This window comes from Frankia sp. AvcI1 (genome assembly GCF_001420875.1).
Taxonomy (GTDB): domain Bacteria; phylum Actinomycetota; class Actinomycetes; order Frankiales; family Frankiaceae; genus Frankia; species Frankia alni.
The window spans coordinates 74275-91774 of the sequence record NZ_LJFZ01000013.1; the positions used below are offsets into that span (position 1 = coordinate 74275).

At 72.5% G+C, this 17500-nt stretch carries 10 protein-coding genes and 18 pseudogenes; 15 read left to right on the top strand and 13 right to left on the bottom strand.

Annotation, left to right across the window (positions count from 1 at the left end):
• Nucleotides 1–482: 482 nt before the first annotated feature.
• From UK94_RS53030 to UK94_RS53060, 7 genes and pseudogenes are all read left to right on the top strand, one after another.
• A pseudogene (locus UK94_RS53030) lies at nt 483–567 on the top strand (EthD family reductase); the annotation flags it as partial.
• Nucleotide 568: 1 nt separating this feature from the next.
• Nucleotides 569–614 (top strand): annotated as a pseudogene (locus tag UK94_RS53035) (EthD family reductase); the annotation flags it as partial.
• Nucleotide 615: 1 nt separating this feature from the next.
• Nucleotides 616–755 (top strand): annotated as a pseudogene (locus UK94_RS53040) (EthD family reductase); the annotation flags it as partial.
• A gap of 71 nt (nt 756–826) precedes the next feature.
• Nucleotides 827–1502, top strand: a 676-nt coding sequence (locus UK94_RS53045; RefSeq protein ID WP_268761382.1) for a DUF2252 family protein, incomplete at its 3' end; no start/stop codon positions are given.
• A gap of 1 nt (nt 1503) precedes the next feature.
• Nucleotides 1504–1747, top strand: a pseudogene (locus UK94_RS53050) (DUF2252 family protein); the annotation flags it as partial.
• 1 nt (nt 1748) lies between these two features.
• Nucleotides 1749–1945 (top strand): annotated as a pseudogene (locus tag UK94_RS53055) (DUF2252 family protein); the annotation flags it as partial.
• Between the two features lies 1 nt (nt 1946).
• Nucleotides 1947–2071, top strand: a pseudogene (locus UK94_RS53060) (hypothetical protein); the annotation flags it as partial.
• Nucleotides 2072–2458: 387 nt separating this feature from the next.
• Here UK94_RS53060 and UK94_RS15220 read toward each other — a convergent pair.
• The gene (locus UK94_RS15220) at nt 2459–3055 is read right to left on the bottom strand and encodes a class F sortase (RefSeq protein WP_157734289.1); all 597 of its coding nucleotides are present in this window, start codon (nt 3053–3055) and stop codon (nt 2459–2461) included.
• Nucleotides 3056–4532: 1477 nt separating this feature from the next.
• On the opposite strand from UK94_RS15220, the gene UK94_RS15230 reads away from it, so the two are divergent.
• Nucleotides 4533–4739 carry a WD40 repeat domain-containing protein gene (locus tag UK94_RS15230; protein WP_011606444.1) on the top strand — a complete coding sequence of 69 codons (207 nt, stop codon included), beginning with the start codon at nt 4533–4535 and terminating at the stop codon, nt 4737–4739.
• A 21-nt stretch (nt 4740–4760) separates the two neighbouring features.
• On the opposite strand, the gene UK94_RS15235 is transcribed toward UK94_RS15230, so the two are convergent.
• The 6 genes and pseudogenes from UK94_RS15235 to UK94_RS53095 all read right to left on the bottom strand — a co-directional run.
• On the bottom strand, nt 4761–5492 hold the full coding sequence (locus tag UK94_RS15235; protein ID WP_011606443.1) for a DJ-1/PfpI family protein: 732 nt from the start codon (nt 5490–5492) through the stop codon (nt 4761–4763).
• Nucleotides 5493–5840: 348 nt separating this feature from the next.
• Nucleotides 5841–6053 (bottom strand): annotated as a pseudogene (locus UK94_RS53065) (PPOX class F420-dependent enzyme); the annotation flags it as partial.
• A 36-nt stretch (nt 6054–6089) separates the two neighbouring features.
• Nucleotides 6090–6250: pseudogene (locus UK94_RS53080) on the bottom strand (pyridoxamine 5'-phosphate oxidase family protein); the annotation flags it as partial.
• 178 nt (nt 6251–6428) lie between these two features.
• A complete protein-coding gene (locus tag UK94_RS53085; protein ID WP_313949514.1) occupies nt 6429–6767 on the bottom strand; it encodes a rhodanese-like domain-containing protein in 339 nt (112 codons plus the stop codon).
• A gap of 156 nt (nt 6768–6923) precedes the next feature.
• Nucleotides 6924–7067 (bottom strand): annotated as a pseudogene (locus tag UK94_RS53090) (sulfurtransferase); the annotation flags it as partial.
• Nucleotides 7068–7088: 21 nt separating this feature from the next.
• Nucleotides 7089–7334: pseudogene (locus tag UK94_RS53095) on the bottom strand (rhodanese-like domain-containing protein); the annotation flags it as partial.
• A 112-nt stretch (nt 7335–7446) separates the two neighbouring features.
• Here UK94_RS53095 and UK94_RS53100 point away from each other — a divergent pair.
• The 6 genes and pseudogenes from UK94_RS53100 to UK94_RS53125 form a co-directional block, all read left to right on the top strand.
• The coding region (locus UK94_RS53100) for a P1 family peptidase (RefSeq protein WP_235488036.1) at nt 7447–7973 on the top strand (527 nt) is incomplete at its 3' end.
• A 1-nt stretch (nt 7974) separates the two neighbouring features.
• Complete coding sequence (locus tag UK94_RS53105; protein ID WP_235488039.1) at nt 7975–8316, top strand: P1 family peptidase; 342 nt, start codon at nt 7975–7977, stop codon at nt 8314–8316.
• Nucleotides 8317–9517: 1201 nt separating this feature from the next.
• Nucleotides 9518–9755 (top strand): annotated as a pseudogene (locus tag UK94_RS73970) (hypothetical protein); the annotation flags it as partial.
• 1 nt (nt 9756) lies between these two features.
• Nucleotides 9757–10095 (top strand): annotated as a pseudogene (locus UK94_RS53115) (GAF domain-containing protein); the annotation flags it as partial.
• 76 nt (nt 10096–10171) lie between these two features.
• Nucleotides 10172–10311: pseudogene (locus UK94_RS73975) on the top strand (SpoIIE family protein phosphatase); the annotation flags it as partial.
• A gap of 1 nt (nt 10312) precedes the next feature.
• A pseudogene (locus UK94_RS53125) lies at nt 10313–10918 on the top strand (PP2C family protein-serine/threonine phosphatase); the annotation flags it as partial.
• Here UK94_RS53125 and UK94_RS53130 read toward each other — a convergent pair.
• The 3 genes and pseudogenes from UK94_RS53130 to UK94_RS53140 all read right to left on the bottom strand — a co-directional run.
• Nucleotides 10873–11940: a cation:proton antiporter gene (locus UK94_RS53130; RefSeq protein WP_313949515.1), complete on the bottom strand. Its 1068-nt coding sequence runs from the start codon at nt 11938–11940 to the stop codon at nt 10873–10875. The pseudogene UK94_RS53125 and the gene UK94_RS53130 overlap by 46 nt on opposite strands.
• 18 nt (nt 11941–11958) lie before the next feature.
• Nucleotides 11959–12006 (bottom strand): annotated as a pseudogene (locus tag UK94_RS53135) (hypothetical protein); the annotation flags it as partial.
• Nucleotide 12007: 1 nt separating this feature from the next.
• Nucleotides 12008–12570 (bottom strand): annotated as a pseudogene (locus tag UK94_RS53140) (cation:proton antiporter); the annotation flags it as partial.
• Nucleotides 12571–13187: 617 nt separating this feature from the next.
• Here UK94_RS53140 and UK94_RS15270 point away from each other — a divergent pair.
• Nucleotides 13188–13394, top strand: a complete 207-nt coding sequence (locus UK94_RS15270) for a cold-shock protein (protein WP_041939680.1) — start codon at nt 13188–13190, stop codon at nt 13392–13394.
• A 1348-nt stretch (nt 13395–14742) separates the two neighbouring features.
• Here UK94_RS15270 and UK94_RS53150 read toward each other — a convergent pair.
• From UK94_RS53150 to UK94_RS53160, 3 genes and pseudogenes are all read right to left on the bottom strand, one after another.
• On the bottom strand, nt 14743–15284 hold a 542-nt coding region (locus tag UK94_RS53150; RefSeq protein ID WP_235488041.1), incomplete at its 5' end, for an alpha/beta hydrolase-fold protein.
• A gap of 1 nt (nt 15285) precedes the next feature.
• A pseudogene (locus UK94_RS53155) lies at nt 15286–15378 on the bottom strand (hypothetical protein); the annotation flags it as partial.
• Between the two features lies 1 nt (nt 15379).
• Nucleotides 15380–15729: pseudogene (locus UK94_RS53160) on the bottom strand (hypothetical protein); the annotation flags it as partial.
• Between the last annotated feature and the right edge of the window lie 1771 nt (nt 15730–17500).

The window sequence follows — 17500 nt, forward strand, 5'->3', positions numbered from 1 at the left end:
TGGACGGCTTCTACGCGGTGCGGCCGGATCACACTATCCTGACGGAACTGGCTAATGCACCGGTTCTGCGACGCCTACCGTGCCCGGCCCCCGGTAAATCGTTTCGTGCTGGGCCGCTGACCAGTGCAAATATCGATGTGAGGTCGCCCCGGAAACCCTGGGGGCCGGTTACTCTTTGTGGTGGCGAATGGGGTTCTTCGTCACGCNACGTACAAGGCGCGGTGTGGCGGGCTGTGGTCCGCCGGGAATCGTGTCGCGGTTCCGCGGAACACCAAGATCGCTGGGATCGGGGCGATCTCGTCGGCCGGCGCGGGCCCACGTGCGGTGGACCTGGACCTGGACCTCGGCGTGGGCGTGGTGCGGAGCCGGGAGAGGGGCAGGGGCGCGCGCGGAAGGGGCGTTCTGGGAGAAGCTGGGACCAGCGCGGCCCGATCGGCGGAGACCGCGACTGTCAGGAGGCGGTCATCTTGATCCGGTTCAGCGTGCTGTACCCGAGGACCGAGGGTGCGACGTTCGACCACGACTACTACCGCGACAAGCACATCCCGCTGGCCAGCGCCGCGTGGGNCATCTCGGAGATCGAGATCGACCGTGGGTTGGACGGCCCGTACGTCNCCGCCTCGCACTTCCGGTTCGCGTCGATCGAGGAGATGCAGGCGGCGATGTCCCGCGGCGACCGGGCGGCGATCGTCGCTGACGTCGCGAACTTCACCACGATCACCCCGGTGATGCAGACCAGCGAGGTGACGGGCTGAGCGTGGCGACGCCCGAACCCGAGCGCGCCCAGGTCATCGCCGCCGTCTTCGCCGTCGCCTTCGGCGAGCTGATGGCGGCGGAGCCCGGGGCGTTCCGGCGGAAGTTCCGCAAGATGGCGGCGACGCCGTTCGCCTTCTACCGGGGCTCGGCGGCGTTGTTCTACGCCGACGTCCACGCCCTCGACGACCCCTTCCTCGACGAGCGGACCAGCCGGATCTGGATCCACGGGGACCTGCACGCGGAGAACTTCGGCACGTACATGAGCAGCAACGGCGTGCTCGTGTTCAACGTCAACGACTTCGACGAGGCCTATGTCGGGCCGTTCACGTGGGACCTGCGGCGCCTCGTCGCGAGCCTGGCCCTGCTCGGGCGCGCCAAGGCGCTCAGCGACGCGGTGATCACCCGGCTCGTTGAGGCGTGCGTGGGCGCCTACGCCGACCGGATCCGCGAGCTTGCCGAGGGCGGCGATGCGTCGTCGTCCGACCTGCTGACGCTCGCGACGACCTCGGGGGTGGTTCACGCGTTCCTCCAGCAGGCGCGGCGCTCCACCAGGGTGGGGCTGCTCGACGAGCTCACCGTGGTCGAGGGCCACGACCGTCGGTTCGCCCGGGGCGACGGCATCAGCCCGGTGGACGAGGCCACCCGGGCGGGCGTCCTCGCCGCGTTCGAGCGCTACGTGCCCACGGTCCCGCCGGACCGGCGCACCCGCCCGGTGTCGCTGACGGTCAAGGACGTCGTGCTGCGCCNCGGGGTGGGCATCGGCAGCGCCGGCCTGCCGTCGTACAGCCTGCTTGTCGAGGGGCAGACGGAGGCGCTGGACAACGACGTCGTCCTGTACATGAAGCAGGGACAGGTCCCGGCGCTGAGCCGGTTCGTCCCCGACCGGCGGATCGCCGACTACTTCCGGCACCAGGGGCACCGCACGGCGCTGTCGCAGCGTGCGTTGCAGGCGGACAGCGACACCTGGCTCGGCCACACGGAGCTCGACGGCNTCGGCCAGCTCGTCGCCGAGGTGTCGCCGTACGCGCAGGACCTGGACTGGTCGGAGGTGAACGAACCCGAGCAGATGCTCGCCCTGGTCGCCGACCTCGGCCGTTCCACCGCCCGGATGCACGCCGTCGCGGACGACGACAGCGAGCACGACCTGGTGAACTTCTCCACCGAGGACGCGATCCACGGTGCGATCACGNGCGACGAGAAGGCGTTCGTCGCCTCGCTGGTCGACTTCGCCCACGACTACGGCGCCCAGGTCCACCGCGACCACCAGCTCTTCGTCGACATGTTCCGCAACGGCCAGCTCATCGACGTGGACTGAGCGGAACATGGCGGACGACCCGCAGTCCCTCCCGGACGAGCTGCTCGAGGCGCTCGGCCAGGCGGACGCCTGGGCCGGCTGGGAGGAGCAGCCGGCGGACGTGCGGGCACTGTATGTCAGGTGGGTGTCCCGGCCGTGGCGTGCCGGCGAGCGACGTCTGCGGNCCGAGACGACCGCCTACTACGCCGCCCACGGGGCGCTGGACAAGGGGGTGCAACGCCCGCGGCTGTGGGAGGCGATCGCGTCGATCCTGCCCTTCTGAGCGACCGATCCTCGCCCGGCTGGGCGACGCGCGGCATCCTTCCCGTGCTGTTCCGCCCCGTGCCGGTTCCTCCTTGGCGGCCACATCCGGCCGCGAGCAGCCTCTCCTCTGACGGGGGCCGTCGCTCACGCGGGGCTGGCGCGCACGTACACATTGTCGGAATAGGAGTGGGCCCGGACGTCGAACGGTCCACCGCAGGTGATCATGACTAGCTGGCGTGGGCCCCGCGATCCGGCGAATGCCGCCGGATCGACGCCGCCGGCCTTGGCGCGGGCGGAGACCCGACTGACCCGCCACGCGGTCTGCTGCCCGCCTGCGTCGCTGGTGTAGACGAGATCTCCGGCGTGCAGGTGGGCCAGCCGTCCAAACGCGAACGGCGGCATCCCCCGCCAGTTCACGTGCCCGACGAGCGTCACCTCCCCGGAGCTGGCGTCCAGCGCGGCCGAACCGGACCACAGCCCGACCTCGGACGGCGCCCGCGGCGGAGTCAGGATGCCCCCGTCCTCGGTCGCCCGGCCGATCCTGGCGGTGACGCCGAGCGCCGGTATCCGGAGGCTGGATGCCGGCAGATCGGACTGGTGCCGCGGGATCTGGACCGTGCCCGCCCCACCGGGCCCGGGCGACGGCTCGGGCAGGTGCGCCCCGCCGACCTCGGGCAGCGGGGCGGCCACGGGAGCCGGTCTGGCCGGCCATCCCAGGACGACCAGCGCAATCCCGGCCACCATGATCCCGGCGAGGGTCAGGGCGCCGAGGACGGGCAGTGAGACGGCCGGGCGTCTTCTGGTCAGGGGTGACCCGCGGCGGTCGGCCGCCTGGCGGCGCGTTGCACCGGCGGTCGCCTCAACGCCGGCGTCTGGTCCGTCGGGCGCCGAGTGCCCCGAGCGCGGCAAGTGCGCAGCCGGCGGTGACCGTGCCGAGTACGACCAGCTCAAGACCGCTGCGCCCGGGTTCATCGGGCTGTCCCCCCGCCACGGCCACCGGCGGATGAGCATCCTGCTGGCCCCCCGGCGCCGGCGACGCACCACCGTGGCGCTGCGGGGAACCGGGCCCGGGCCGGCCCGGGCCGGTGCCGGGCCCGTCACCAGGGCCAGTGCCGGTGCCGGGGCCGCCGCCCGGGCCGGTGCCGGTGCCGGTGCCGCCGCCCGGGCCGGTGCCGGAGCCGTTGCCAGAGCCGGAACCGCCGGTCACCGCGCCGCCGCCCACGACGGCGCCGCCCACCGCGGGGCCATCGAGACCGGGGCCATCGAGACCGGGGCCATCGAAGTCGGGGCCATCGAAGTCGGGGTGATCGAAGTCGGGGTGATGGGGAAGGCCGCCGGGGAACCCGGGTAGCCACGGCGGGGGCGGGAAGACGACGATCGGTTTGACGGTCGGGATCGGCACGCTGGCGAAGGCGGGCGGCGCGATCACCCGCCCACCCTGAGCGGCTGCGGACGCGTTCGCCACGTTTTTGACGACGCCCGCCGCGACATCCGCGGGGGTGATCGTGTGCTCGGGAACGGTGCAGGTCACAGCCTGCTTCGGGAGAAGCGACCTGGCGGGGCAGCGGACCGGGCCCGCCGTGGGATCGCTCACGGTCACCGCGGACACCACCGTGTTCCCGGTGTTCGAGACCGTGATCTTCCAGTGCACCCGGTCACCTGGACCGATCCTGCCGTCGGAGTCCGCGTCCACCACGGTTCCGCGCTTGGTGGCAGCCAGCGCCGGTGTTCCCAGGACGATGAGGCNGACGGTGGTCTGCGCCGAGCCGCTGTCCGCCCTGGCCGGCAGTCCCGGCAGGACGGCCATCATCACCAGCAGCACGGTCGTCGTCAGGACCGCTGACAGCGGCCGGTCAGGGCGACCCTTCGGTGCCGCCGGGGCGGCCGGGTGGCGACGAAGCGGCCGACGGCCGATCATGACGTCGTGGCCNCTGTCGNGCCCGCCGAGTCCAACGACGGTCCCGTCATCACAAGCTCCCCACCCAGCGTCACGGATTGTTACTCAGAGTAATTTGACGCGGACGTGGCCCGTGGTCAAATCGGCGGTGCCAGGGGCGCGGTCGAGGGCGGTCCGGCCCCGCGGCGGGGGAGCGGCTGGCCGGCGCGACCGTGTCCTCGCCACCGGCAGCTCCGATGACGCGGTGCACCTGTGGCGGGTCTCCGCCGACCGGACCTCCCTGAGCCCGTTCGGCCAGCCGATGGCCGGCGACGGCCCGGTGTGCTTCACATCCGACGGCTCGCTCGCCGCGGTCGCGACTTCGACGCCCTTAACCTGTGGAACCTCACCGGGCCGGACGCCCCGCGCCCGCAGGGGACCGCGGTGCGGGGCCACAGCTCGCTCATCGAGTCGGTGGCCTGCTCCCCGGACGGCCGCACCCTGGCCAGCGGCGGCCAGGACAGCGTCCGGATCTGGACCCTCGCCTGAGCTACCGGGTCGGCCCGCGGGTCAACCGGCGGCGACGACGCTCCGTCCGTGGCCCCAGCCCCGGCTGTCGAGGTCGGTCAGGACGCGGATCATGTCGTCGTTGGTCTGCCGGGTGGTGGCCCGCACCAGCTCGGTCAGGGCGGGGCCGGCCTTCTCGGGAGAACCGCAGTCGAAGGGCGGCTGCGGGTCGTATTCCATGGCGAGCTGGGCGATTTTCGCGACGTCGTCGCCGAACATCTGCGCGAGCAGCGTGAGGCCGAAGTCAAGGCCGGCGGTGACGCCGCCGCCGGTGATCCGGTTACGGTCGATCACGACACGGTCGTTGACGTTCTCGGCGCCGACCAGGGCCAGCACGTCGCGGCCGGCCCAGTGGGTGGCAGCCCGGTAGCCCCGCAGCAGTCCGGCGGCGCCGAGGAGCAACGAGCCTCCGCAGACGGCGGTGACGTAGCGGGCCCGCGAGCCTCGGTCGGCGAGGAAGGCGAGGACGTCCTCGTCCGCCGCAGCGGCCTGGTCCCGCCCGCCGGGGACGAACAGGACCTCGACGTCCGGCGGGCAGTCGGCCAGGGTCGTCGTCGGGATCACCGCGACGCCGGTGTCGGACATGACCGGGTCGAGCGTCCGCCAGACCAGATGCACCTCCATGACGGGGGCGAGAGCGGTCTGCGGGCCGATCAGATCGAGCAGGGTGAGCCCGGGGTACAGCAGCATCGCAGCCCGTGGCGGGGTGGGCGTGTCGGCCGTGCGATCGGTCATCGACAACTCCTCTGGTTCAGCGGTCAACCGCGTAATACGGGGCTGGCCCGTCTCCCGACCCCGGAATGGGGGGTCGGTGCCGACGCTATCGATGGGGTGCGGCGCCGACCGCCGGCCGGCGTGACAATGTTCGACGGGAAATTGCCAGCCTGATCGATGGCCGGGCGGCGCGTCCACGGCGAGGATTCAGTGCGCCGCCGCCCAGGGGCCGTCGCCGTCGTCCGATACGTCTCGCTGTACTCGCGCAGATAATCGCGCCACTGCTCGGGGGTCGTCAGCGCGGGTGCGGCCAGGGGCGCGTCGCCGTCGGCGAGATTCGACAACCGCCGGCATACCGGCGGCCGAGGTTCAGCGCGCCGCCGCCCAGGGACCGACGCCACCGACACGGTTGATCGAATAGCGCAGGACGAACCCGTCGCCCCTGGGGCCCGGAAAGTCGGCGTCCGGGTTCACGTAGACCTTCGTCAGGCTGTTCAGCAGATCCAGGGCGCCCCCGGCGGTGACGGTGGCCGTCGCATGCAGGACGGCGTACTCGGCCAGGAAGGCTCCCGGCACCCGCGGNGCGTCGAAGGAGANCACAACGCGGGGATCGCGCTNCACATTGCGCACCTTCACGTGCCGGCCCAGATGACCGCTGACGACGTCGTCACCGTCCAGCCCGATCCAGATGACGCTCACCTGGGGACTGCCGTCCGGATTGATCGTCGTCAGGTGCGCGAGCGGACCACTGGAGATCAGGTCACGGAGTTCAGGTGTCANCAGTGTCATCGCCCGATGCTCCCATCCACGACGATCAGCCTAACAATCATCGGGACGTTTCCCGTGCATTGACGGGTGCGGCGCGCCCGCATTCGAGAATGTGCTGGTCATGCGGGCACGATCCGACGGCGCGCACTCCTGCGTCCTGCGGCACGCGCCCTGCGGCACCATTTTCGCTCAGCCGGCCTCGGGGCCGGTGGCGACGGGACGGTCGGGCAGGTTCGACCACTGGGACCAGGAGCCCGGGTACAGCGCCGCGGGGTGACCGGCGATGGCCAGCGCCGCGACCTCGTGGGCGGCGGTCACGCCCGAGCCGCAGTACACCCCGACGGGCTGCTCGCCGGTGACACCGAGCGCCGCGAACCGGCGGGCGAGCTCGGCGGGGGAGCGGAACGTCCCGTCGGCGCCCAGGTTGTCCCCGGTCGGGGCGCTGTGCGCGCCGGGGATGTGCCCGGCGACCGGGTCGACCGGCTCGACCTCGCCGCGGTAGCGCTCGCCGGCCCGGGCGTCGAGCACGATCCCGTCGCGGGCCAGCGCCGCGACCCCGTCGGCGTCGAGCGTCGGCAGCGCGCCGGGGACGAGGGTGATGTCCCCGGGCGGCGGCTGGACCGGCTCCGTCTGCAGCGTCCCGCCCGCGGCCGTCCAGGCGGCGAGCCCGCCGTCGAGGATCANCACCGGCTCGACCGAGGCCCAGCGCAGCAGCCACCAGGCCCGCGCCGCCGACATCGCGCCCGAGTCGTCGTAGACCACGACGGTGTCCCCGGTGGACAGCCCCCAGCCGCGGGCGGCCCGCTGCAGCGCGGCGACGTCCGGCAGCGGATGGCGGCCCTGTGCCGNCACGGGCGGCGCGGCGAGCTCGGTCTCGAGGTCCACGAAGACCGCTCCGGGGATGTGCCCGGCCAGGTAGCCGTCCCGCCCGGGCGGACCGCCGAGCTGCCAGCGGACGTCGAGCACCCGCGGGGGCCGCGCGGAGTCGAGGAGCCGGACCAGGTCCGTCGCGGAGATCAGCACATTGCTCATGCCCCGGACGCTACCGTCCGGGAGGCCGGCACCGCGCCGCCCGCCGGACGGTCGGCGGTGCATGCGCCGGGTGGCGGGTGGCGGTTGGCGAGGCGGCCGGCGACGGGGTCGCGCCCGTCCGCCGGACCGGATGCTGATTTGTCGCCCGAGACGGATCCGTGCGAGGCTCGGCGCGATGGCGATCGGGGTCGAGGGGGTGCGGGTCGGGCACTGGACCGACCCGGTGGGCGTCACCGGGTGCACGGTGGTGGAGCTGCCGGTGGGCACGGTCGCCTCGGCGGAGGTGCGCGGCGGGGCACCGGCCTCGCGCGAGCTCGACGCGCTGGCGCCGCAGATGGCGCTTGCCAGCATCGACGCCGTGCTGCTCACCGGCGGGTCGGCGTTCGGTCTGGCCGCCGCCGACGGGGTGATGCGCTACTACGCCGAGCGTGGCCGCGGCGTGCCCACGAGCGGGGGACCGGTGCCGGTCGTCCCGGCACTGGCTCTGTTCGACCTCGCCGTCGGAGCGCCCACCGCCCGGCCGACCGCCGACGCCGGCTATCTGGCCGCGCGGGCGACCGGCGGCGAGCAGGTGCTGCGAGGCCGGGTCGGCGCCGGCACGGGGGCGTACGCGAGCCAGTGGCGCGGGCCCGAGCACCGCCGCCCCGGGGGGCTCGGCCACGCGCAACGGTGCCGCGGCGAGGTCAGCGTCGCCGCGTTGTGNGTGGTCAACGCATTCGGGGATGTCGACCACGGCGGCGATCCCGTGCCCCTCGACGCCGCCGAATCGCAGTGGCGACCGTTCGATCTTGCGGCCGGGCGGACCCACACCACGATCGGAGTGGTGGTCACCAACGCCCGCCTGGACAAGACGAGCTGCCTGCTGGTCGCGCAGGGCGCCCACGACGGGCTGGCGCGGGCCATCACTCCGCCGCACACCCGCCTCGACGGCGACGCGTTCGTCGCCGCGGCGACCGGGCGGGTCGAGGCCGACGTCGACCTCGTCCGTCTGCTCGCACTGGCGGCCGTCACCGCCGCCATCCGCTCCGTCGACCGCTCACCCTGACCTGGGTGCCTGCCGGTCGCCGGGTCGCGGCCGTGATGTGGCCGTGTCGCGGACCGAGGGATCCTGCCGGGCGGCGTGGTCCGGCGGCCGTTCCAAAGGATCGTCGGCCCGAAGGGGTCCTGCTGTCGGGGGCTCAGTCACCAGCCTGGGGCCGGGGGAGACAGACGGTTCCCGCCCGGCGGTCCCATGCCGGGCTCGGCCGAGGAACCGGCCTTCCGGACGCTGGTCCGGGGCGGGGCGCCGTCGATGTGGCAGAGGGCCGCCTTCCCGGCGGCCACGGCGTGGCTCGGCCCGCTTTCGCGGTGGCGCGGCCGTTCTGAGCGGTGGGACGGTCAGCGAGTGGGGCGACGACGCCGCTGGTTGTGCCGGACGGGGGTGGCCGCGGGCCTGCGCCGGTTCGGGGCGGCCGGCTGGTCGGCGAACGGGAAGACAGCGTCCCGGGAGGTCGCGTCCCGGGTGGTTACGTCCCGGGTGGTTACGTCCTGGGAGGCTGCGGCCGGGGCTGCCGGCGGAGCCTGGAAGACGAGGCTGGCGACCTGGGTGGCCGCGATCGGGTGCGCGCTGGCCTCCGCGNCAGGCTGGGCGAAGTCCGGGATCCGGAAGGGGCGGGTCGTCGGCGGCGGAAGCTCACGCCTCGGCTGCGACCGGGCCGCCCGTTGCGCGGAGAAAGGATGGATCGATGAGGTAGCGATGGGGGTGTCTCGCTTTCGAGGACGGATCGTCGGACGACGATCGGTATTGCGACCACACCCTGGAGCCGTTGGCCGCGGCGCGAAGCCTGCGTGCCGATGGAACCTGTGGGCGGGTCGTCAGAGCCGGTACATCCGGCTGAAGGGGCTCGGGATGCGTTCCTGCCGGGAGCCGAAATCAACATCCACGGAGGTGTCTCCAGTGACCCCGATAACCCGGCCGAGCCCGTACACGTCATGCGTGACGCGGTCACCGACCGAGAACCNCTCCTGCGCGGGGACCGCCGGAACCTTGAAGGGGCTGTTGGGTAGGCGACGTCGGGGCACCGCTGACTCGGTCATCACCTCCAGTATGCACGTCCGCGCGGGGATGGCCAGTCGCCGCCCGCCCCGGGGCCGGGCTGTCGTCCATCGATGGCCGGAAAGGGGGCGTACGCACGGCTAGTCTGGGTGCTGTGGAACGCGGGCCGGCGGGGGGNCGGGCCCATCCGACGCAGGACCTCGGTGCCCGGATGGTCGACCCCGTCCGCCTGGCCGCGGTCCGTGGGTGTGGCCTGCTCGGCTCCGACCCGGAGGAGCCGTTCGACCGGCTGACCAGGCTGGCCGCGATGATGCTGGACGCCCCGCTGGCGATGCTCACCGTGGTCGATGACCGCCATGCCTTCGTCAAGTCCCAGGCCGGCGCGACAACCCTGGCCGGCGCGCTGTCCCAGGCCGGCGTGCTGTCCCAGGCCGGGGTGGATCCGGTGGNCCGGACCGGCCGGTGCCGCCCGCTCGCCGCGGTGTTGTGCCCGTTGGTCATCGACGCCGCCGCGCCACTCGCCGTGTCCGACACGGCGGGGGACGCCCGCACCCGGGACAACCCGATGGCCACCACGCTCGGCGTGGCGGCGTGGGCCGGCCATCCGGTCTTCGGCCCGGACCGCCAGATCGTCGGGGTCTTCAGCATCGCGGACGACCATCCGCGTCCGTGGACCGACCGCGACCGCACGATCCTGGAGACGCTGTCCGAGGCGGCCTCCGGCGAGATCGCGCTGCGGGCGACGCTCGCGCGCGCCACCGAGCTGGCCCGCACCCTGCAGGCGAGCCTNCTGCCGCCCCGCCTGCCCGAGGTGCCCGGCCTGGACCTGTCGGCCCGGTACCGGCCGGCCGGCGACGGCTCCCAGGTGCTCGGCGACTTCTTCGACGTCTTCGACACCGGACCGGCCGGCCTGGGCGTCGTGCTCGGCGACGTCGCCGGCAAGGGCGTCGAGGCGGCCCGGGTGACCGCCCTGGCCCACTACACGATCCGGGCGGCAGCGAGCCANAGCACCAGTCCCGCCGCCATCCTCGGCCAGCTCAACACGGCCCTGCTGACGCAGCGCCCGGACAGCGAGCGCTTCCTGACCGCCGCCTATCTGGACGTCCGCAACGCACGTTCGGGCCGACGGCTCACCCTCTGCTCGGCCGGCCACACCCCCGTCCTGCTGCGCCGCGCCGACGGTGACGTGCGGCCGGTCGGCGTGCACGGCCTCGTGCTCGGGCTCTTCGACGACGCCGAGCTGGTGGACACCCCGATCCGGCTGGACCCGGGCGACATGCTCCTGCTCTACACCGACGGCGTCACCGAGGCGCGCCGCGGCCGCGAGCAGTACGGCGACGATCGACTTCGTTCCCTGGTCGGCGCCCTCGGCCCGGTCACCGCCGCACGGCTGACGGCGGCCGTCGAGGCCGAGGTTCTCGACTTCGCCGAGGGCGCACCGCACGACGACATCGCCATCCTCGCGCTCGGACTGCCGAGCGCCCCCGGCTCCCCACCCGCCCGGCCAGGGGCCAGCGTGGCTGGGCGGGTCGGCCCGGGTCCTGGCCCTGCACCGGTAGGTCCTGGTCAGGAGGGTGGCGGCTGCGGTGGAGGTAGCGCGCCCTCCTCGTGATCGAGCTCGTCCTCGAGCAGGCGCAGAGAGGCGTCGGACAGGTGACCGGTGTCCCGCCAGAGCTGCAGCTCGTCGCGTTCGGCCTCGATCATCGTGCGGCGAACCCGGCTGAACGCCTCCGTGAGGCTCGCGGTGGGGGGCCGGCCGGCGTCGGCGCGTTTCAGCGCACGCAGGCTGTCCTCACTGCGCCGCTTGCGCTCCTCGGCGACCGTGCGCAGCCGGAGGATGAGATCGTCGGGAAGCTGGCCGCGATCATGGAGGACGGCCAGGGTCCGCAGGCCGGCGTCGGCCGCCGCGACCCGGGCCCGGGCACGCTGCCGCCGGCCCTCGTCGATGTCGGGCCGCACCCCCAGCCGGTGCAGGACCGGTCCGAAGGTCAGCCCCTGCCCGACGAGCGTCACCAGCACCGCGACGTAGGCGCAGAACACCAGCAGGTCCCGATGCGGGAAGCCGGTCCCGTCGATGGACAGCGGGAGCGCGAAGACCGCGGCGAGGGAGATCACTCCCCGCATCCCGGACCAGGACAGCGCCACCAGCTCGCGGGTCGAGAGGTACGGATGGGGGGACAGCAGGCGCAGGCGCGTCAGCGGCGTCTCGGGGGCCGTCGGCGCTGCGGGCGCCGCCGGCGCTGCGGGCGTCGGCGGGGGCTCGTGGGTCGGCGCTGGCTCGTGGCTCGGCAGGATCGTGGGCAGCAGCAGCCACAGTGGCCGGACCAGCACGACCGCGCCGACCGTCACCGCCGTCGCGGCCGCGACGGTCGAGCGCGGGTAGTCACCGATCGCCGGGATGACCGCCGCGAGCTGCTGGCCGATGAGCAGGAAGACGAAGCCTTCCAGCAGGAGGTCCACGAGCCGCCACACCGCGCGCGCATGCAGCCGCGCGGGCCCGGAGAGCAGGCTGCGGGACTGGGAACCGAGGATCAGCCCGGCGGTCACCACCGCGAGGACCCCGGAGGCGTGCAGCTCCTCCGCCGGCACGTAGGCGGCGAAGGGCGTCGCCAGGGAGACGGTCGTCTCGGTCACCGGATCCTCGATGCGCCNCCGGAGCTGGCCGATCAACCAGGACACGGCGAGGCCGACGGCGAGCCCNCCGACGACTGCGAGCAGGAAACGGCCGGCGACCAACGGGACGTCGAACCGTCCGTCGACGACCGCGGCCACCGCCACCGTGTACAGGGTCAGGGCCGTCGCGTCGTTGAAGAGGCTCTCGCCCTCGATGACGGTGCGCAGCCGGTCCGGCAGGCCGACGCGGCGTCCGATCGACAGGGCCGACACCGCGTCGGGCGGCGCCAGCGCCGCCCCGAGGGCGCAGGCGGCGGCGAACGACAGGCCGGGCACCACGGCGACGAGAGCCGCCCCGATCACGACCGCGGTGACGACGACGAGCAGAACGGACAGCGACACCACCGCGCGCAGGTTCGCGCGGATCTCCACCAGGCTTGAGCTCAGGGCGGCGGAGTAGAGCAGCGGTGGAATGATCAGTGCGAGGACGAGGTCCGGTTCGAGCCGCACGGTGGGCCCGGGCAGCAGCGCGTAGACCGCGCTCGCGACGACCAGCAGCACGGGCGCCGGCAGGCCGAACCGGCGTGCCGTGAGGGCGGCCGTCACCACGAGCGCGACGCCGAGCAGCCCGAAGGCTATCTCTCCCAGCATGTGCCGCCCGCCGAGTATGCGTCGCCCCACCAGCACCTGCCGCCCCACCAGCACCTGCCGCCCACCCGGCACGTGCCGCCCCCGGTGGTACGCGACCCGCGCCGACGGACTCCGGCGGCGCGGCCGGGACCGTCAGAGATCAGGACGGCCCTCGGTCAGCCAGGCCTCGACGTCACGCGCCCGCCACAGGACAAAGTGGCCCACGGAGTGGATGGGGGAGGGGAAATCGTCACGGGCGCACAGCCCACGGGCGCGATGTGCCGAAATCGACAGCCGACGAGCGATATCGGCGGTCGTCCACAGATCGTCTACCGCCATAGCGCCATGCTATGCGACAACGGCACGCCCCGGCGCCGCCTCGGCGCACGCCCCGGCGCCGCCCAGGGTTGCCCTGCCCCGCCCGCGCCGGGCACCACGGACGGGCGTGCACGGCACCGCGGAGGGTCGGTACCGCTCGGCGTACGCGCCGCATGCGGGTACGCTTGCCCACGTTGCTCTTCTTGGTGTCGCCGGTCACCTTCAGGATGGCACGATCCATCGACCGGAGCGGATCCGGTCGGCGGAGATATGNGGCGCGTCGTGTGGATGCGCCGCGGCAGGAACAGTGAGGAGCGACTGTGTCAGCAGGAACCGTGAAGTGGTTCAACGCCGAAAAGGGCTTCGGTTTCATCTCGGTGGACGGTGGGGGCGGCGACGTCTTCGTCCATTTCTCCTCGATTGTGAGTGAGGGCTTCAAGTCCCTCGACGAGGGGCAGCGCGTCAGCTTCGACATCGAGCAGGGCCAGAAGGGCCTGCAGGCCGCCAAGGTCCAGGCGATCGGGTAGCCAGGCGGCTCTCACGGGCCGGTCGTCCCACGGTTCCCGGCCAGACCGGGAGCGCCTGGACGGCCCGCTCGGGCAGGCCGCGTGCCCACCGGCTCACGCGGCCCGCCGCTCGCCCCGTCCTCGCGGCGCCGGCTACCAGCTCCCGGGCCCTGACAACCAGCCACCTTGGTTCGTCAACAAGGACGACCCGCCGATGCCGAGCCATTCGGCGAACAACAGCCTGACCGCACGCAGATGATCGTCGACCGGACCTGAACCCACCAGCCACTGCCTGACCTCGGAACAACCCCGCGCGGTGGCGTGGAAGTACCGATGATTGACCTCGTCTGCCTGGGGCTGGATCTCGTGTGGCTCGATCAGACCTNGCCTCTCGAGGACCGGGAACGCGNTCAGGGTCAACTCGTCGAGTTGCTGGGTCCACAGCCGACCGATGATCCCGCGGGGAAGGAACGCCTGGCGAGCCAGCCACGGCGTGCTCGGCTGGACAGCGAGGACGGCCAGCGTGAGCCACTCGACGGCGATCAGATCACGCCCGGGGTCGAGGGTCAGCCCGGCCCTGGGTGACAATGGCAGTCGGGCGTCCTGGGCATGCAGGCCGATCGCGATACGAAGATTCTGACCCGTGTTGGCCGACGCGGAGTGCACGCTGTCGGGGCGGAAGGCCACGGCGTCGCCGAGTTCGAAGGTCGTCGTGCGCCACAGCGGCGCGAGCACCTCCGCCGGCGGCGGGTTTCCCGTGTTGACGAGGACCTCGCTGTGCATCGGATGGGCCACGGCCACCTCCGCGGGTTGATCTGCCATGCGGTGCGTTCCAACCGCAAGGGCAAGCGTGCCGTCGCCCTCGTCCGCACGAGTCAGCGGTATCCACAGGTTGAGATGCTCGTCGGGCGCGCCCGCGCCGAGCATGTACCAGCCGTCGCGATGCACGCGATCGGGGTCGCCCGGCACCATGACGAAGACTCTCGTGAACCGCCAGATCGCCGGTCGGCGTCCCCACATCGCCTCGACTGCCCTGCTGGCGATGCCCGTGGCCACCACCAGCTCCTCACAGGCGGCCGTCAATCCGTCGCGATACCGATCGAGACGCCGATCGAAGCTCGACGCGTCCCCGCACCAGGCGAACCGGTCCTTCTCNCCTTCGACGACCGCCACGTGTCCGTCCGCCACCAGTGCCTCGATCAACGGCGTTCGCAGCCTGCGCAGCACCTCCGGTTCCAACACGCCGCGGCCGACGAGGTGGCCCTCTCGGTCGTAGACCTCTGGATCCGCGCGGTCACCCGCGGAGATCTCGTAGGGCAGCGCACCAAGCGGAGTGATCATTGTGCCTTCTGGTGGCCAGCGTGCGGGTTCAGGCGGAGCGGTGCAGGGCGGCGCCGACGAAGGCGAGCTGGGCCGGGGCGACCGAGCGCCAGTAGGCCGGGGTGTGCCCGCCGGGGCCCAGGCTGTGTTCCTGCGGGCGCAGGTCCGCGACGGCCTGCCGGGAGACGGCGGCGAACGGGTCGGCGTCGCCGCAGTCGATCCGGTACGCCACCCCCGGCGCCGGCGCGGTTCCCAGGATCCGGTGCGCGGCGAAGTCGGCGGCGGAGTCAAACGCGCCGGGGGCGCTGGCGCCGTAGCTGCGCCACATCGCCGGGCTGCTCGCCGCCGCCGCGACCACGAGGTCGGGATGGCGCCGGGCCAGCAGCAGCGCGCCGTAACCGCCCATCGACCAGCCCAGCGCCGCCAGCCGGACGGTGCGCAAGCCCGCTGCGGCCAGCCGGGGCCGGATCTCGTCGAGGATCATCGCCTCCGGGTCGTCGCCGGTGGCCCGCCGGTGCCAGTAGGTCTCGCCGCCGTCCACGGTCACCAGGGCGAACGGCGCCACGCCCGCGCCGATCGCGGCCGGCAACANGTGGTCGAGGCCCAGCAGGCCGACGGCGCGGCGCGCGTCATCACCCCGGCCGTGCAGCACGAGGCACACGGGCAGGCCACGCCCGCCGCCTGCNGGAGTGACGGTGACCATCGTGACCGGCCGCCGCCGGGCCGCACTGCTGAACGTCGTGGTGGTCACCACGGCCGGACCGATGGCCGGCTCCGACGACGCCGCGGCCGGTGACGCCACGACCGGTGATGCCGCGCCGGGTGCCGCGCTCTCGCCGCCGGCACGCGGGTCGGCGGGGGGCGGCGTCCAGCCTGCCGCGGCAGGTCCGTCCGCGGGGGAGGATCGGCCGACGGCGCCGGCGGCAAGCCCGCCGGCGGCGAACCCGACGGCGACGGCACCGGCCGCCGCGACCGGTGCCGCGATCACCAGGGCTCGCCGGCTCGGTCGCATGGCGCCGATCATCTCATCGGGCATCGCGGGCGTTCACAGCCGAGGGCAGGGGGGAGTAGCCCTCGACCCCGGCGCCTCCGCGAGGCGGCCTACGGCCGCGGTCAGCCCTCCAGCGGGCGGGACGCGCGCGGGTACGCCTCGTTGTCCTTCCACATCAGGAGCTTGACCGACCTGTCCTCGACGAACGCGTTCCAGGCCTTGATGAACGCCGCGAGAATCTGGCGCGTCTCGGCTTTCCGCTGCTGGGCCGCCTCGCGGTAGAGGCGCTCGCGCAGGGCCAGGATCGAGCTTCCGGGGGTCAGGTTCNCGCCGTCCAACAGCGGCCCCCAGAAACGAGCGGCCGACTCTGGTGCCGCCCGAGCGATGATCCAGTATGCCGCGGNGGCAGTGGAGATGGTCACAGGCAGGGTGCGCTTGAGCGCTCGTGCCTGTTTGACGGCCGTGTGCAGGCTCTCGCCGTGGTCGTCGACGAACGCGGAGACCTGAGCAGGAGTTCCGCGCCGTAGTGTAGTGGTACGTCGCCCCAGCGTGTTGTTGGTGTAACCCCAGCAGAGCTGGGCTGTTGCGGCAATGTTGTTGGGATCTCCCACTCCCTGGAGCTGGAGGATGTTGCCGATGGTCCGTTTCGCACCCAGGTCCATGGTTTCCTGGGCTTCGGGCGCCAGGCCGACGACTATGACGTAGGGCAGAGCGACGCCCGAGCGGGCGATTGCCTGGAGTCGGTGTTGCCCGTCCAGTAGCACGCCGTTCACATCAAATCTCAGCGGGTCGCCGTTNAACTTCCACTCGCCTCGGATCATCTCGCTGGAGTATCCGGCCTGTCGGTACGAGCTGGCGGTGCGGTTGTGGATGTTCCGCTCGCCTAGCCAGTAGGCCGCTAGTGCCGGCGTGACGACTTTGATCATGGTTTCGGGCGCATCGCTGATCGTGAAGTCGGGGTCTGGCGGCTGAAACTGTAGGTCGGTGGTCATCCTGCTCTACCTCTCCATCCTGAGGTCGGACGTCCAGGACGGGGCCTGGCGTCTGTGGCTTTGCACCGCATCGTCCGTCGGGCCGCGAAGAGCCGGGCGTCGCAGCCGCCGTCGAACCGCGTCATGCTGCGAGGGGCTGGCGCATCCCAGTCTTCTTCGGTCCGACTGCCCCGGCATCCGCTATTGCGCACCTTCTCCAGCGCCGGGCCGACGGGGGTTAGCAGGAGTGCCTCGCCAAGTGCGAGCGGCGGCTGGATGGCCGCTTGTGGTAGCGACATGGGAAAGGAGCGTAGTCCGCCTCCTCTGCTGCGATGTAGCCGCCCCTGTCGTGACCCGTCGCCGTCGACCCGAGCTCCGGTTGGCGGCGATCCTGATTGCTGGGAAGAAGATTTCTGACGGCAGGAGGGAAGTCTGGCGTGGGTCTCCGGCGGCAGGGGCTAGGTGCCGGCGCGGGTGACTGATTAGCCGTGGTGTCGAAGGTTTCGCGAAGATGACTTCGCGACAGAGCGCTAAGTCAGATGTGGCCTGTCGAGGACTGGCGACGAGAAGTATTTTTCTGATCACTCCTCTCCGGGAAACAAGTGACGGTCTCGCCGTGGCGATCCGTCGGCATCTGCAGCAGCGATCGCGGCCGACCCTGGCGCGCCTCAGAGGATCGGGTCGGGGCTGATGGGGCGGCCGGTCGCCCGAACCGCTAACGTAAGTCTATTTTTTTCCTTTATGGTCCTCCTCACTCTCTGGCTCAGAACCGTGTCGGTGAGGGACCGTGGTCGGGTGACCGATGATGACGACGACTGGGCCCCGCCGCCCGTGCCCTACGGTGG

Bases quoted from the DNA above. Each gene is read 5' to 3' on its own strand.
- UK94_RS15235 (WP_011606443.1), bottom strand. From the start codon at position 5,492: ATGACCGATCGCACGGCCGACACGCCCACCCCGCCACGGGCTGCGATG.